The sequence below is a fragment of the Nocardioides sp. NPDC057577 genome (assembly GCF_042801335.1).
Taxonomy (GTDB): Bacteria; Actinomycetota; Actinomycetes; order Propionibacteriales; family Nocardioidaceae; genus Nocardioides.
This window is the reverse complement of record NZ_JBHVGB010000339.1, coordinates 1-1,388: the sequence shown is the minus strand read 5'-3', so window position 1 is coordinate 1,388 and position 1,388 is coordinate 1. Positions and strand designations below refer to the sequence as shown.

At 67.9% G+C, this 1,388-nt stretch carries 2 protein-coding genes; both read left to right on the top strand.

The features are described 5' to 3' along the window. Nucleotides 1–50 precede the first annotated feature (50 nt). Complete coding sequence (locus tag ACFU7D_RS29620; RefSeq protein ID WP_378874108.1) at nucleotides 51–509, top strand: nitroreductase family deazaflavin-dependent oxidoreductase; 459 nt, start codon at nucleotides 51–53, stop codon at nucleotides 507–509. A gap of 37 nt (nucleotides 510–546) precedes the next feature. Beyond that, complete coding sequence (locus ACFU7D_RS29615) at nucleotides 547–1,320, top strand: hypothetical protein (RefSeq protein WP_378874106.1); 774 nt, start codon at nucleotides 547–549, stop codon at nucleotides 1,318–1,320. Nucleotides 1,321–1,388: the final 68 nt, after the last annotated feature.

Sequence of the window (1,388 nt, the reverse complement as noted above, 5' to 3'; positions counted from 1 at the left end):
CGCAAGATCTCCGAGCCTGAGCCTCTTTCTGGCCGAGTAATGTCGACGCCATGAGCTTTGACACTCGCAACGGCACCCGTGGCGCCAAGCAGCCCTCGGCCAACCTCTTCCTCAAGCTGGGCAACAAGCTGATGATGAGCCGGGCCCGCAAGAGCAACGGCACCATGGCCGGGATGCGGCTGCTCGTGCTCACGACGATCGGAAAGAAGAGCGGCGAGCCCCGCTCGACACCGCTCGCCTGGTTCCCGGGCGACGACGGCACCTGGCTGATCGCCGCCTCGGCGGCCGGCGGGGCGAAGAACCCAGCGTGGTACTACAACCTCGCGGCCACCCCCGACCGGGTCACCATCGAGCTCGGCGGCGAGACCATCCCGGTGGTCGCCGAACAGCTGCACGGCGAGGACCGTGCCCGCGCGTGGGCCGCGATCGTCGAGTCATCCGCCAACTTCGGGAGCTACGAGGAGAAGACCGACCGCGAGATTCCGGTCATCCGTCTCACCCGCGCCTGAGTACACATGTGACGCGCAGCATGCGAAACTGCCCCTCATGAGCAACGACCCCGCCGACAAGCTCGCAGCGCCGTCGTTCGGTTTCAAGAAGAAGCGTGGGGGCACGAAGCCGGCGAACGCCAAGCCTGAGAAGACCCAGCCACCGAAGACCCAGGCCCCGAAGACCCAGGCCCCGAAGACCCAGGCCCCGAAGACCCAGGCCCCGAAGGCTCGGGTCGAGAAGACACCGGTGGAGACCGCTCCGGTCGAGGCTGCCTCGCGGGAGAAGACCCAGGTGCTCGAGAAGACGGCACCACCCGTCATCGCGCCCGAGCCGCCTGCGGAGAAGCCCGCCGAGAAGCCTGCCAAGAAGCAGAAGGCGCAGAAGCCGCCCAAGCCGGCGAAGGAACCGCGGGCGCCCAAGCAGCCCAAGGACCCGAGCCGACGACGGATCAACCTCGGCACCCCGTCGGGCTTGTCCGCGGCGGTCATGATCGGCGCCATCGTCGGCGCGTTCATGGCCCTGGCCGTCTGGTTCAGCGGCACCGTGAGCCAGTGGACGCGAGGCACCTCGTCGCTCGGCGACAAGGGAGCGATCATCCTGATCGCCGTCTTCGCCCTCGCGATCATCGTCGGCGGCTATCTCCTCCGTCTGGCCGCCGCCCGTTCCCCGTTCACGATCAGCTTCCTCGGCTCAGCGCTCGTCGCCGTACTCTCGATGCTCTTCCTCACCGACGTCTTCGTCCACGCCTGGGGAGTGATCATCGTCGTGATCCTCTCCGCCGCCGCGTACGCCCTCGCCTACTGGGTCACCACCAACTACATCGACTGACCACCCAGGCCGAGGCGTCACCCCCGTCGGCCGAGGCGTCAACGCCGTCGGCCGAGATGGCACCAAGG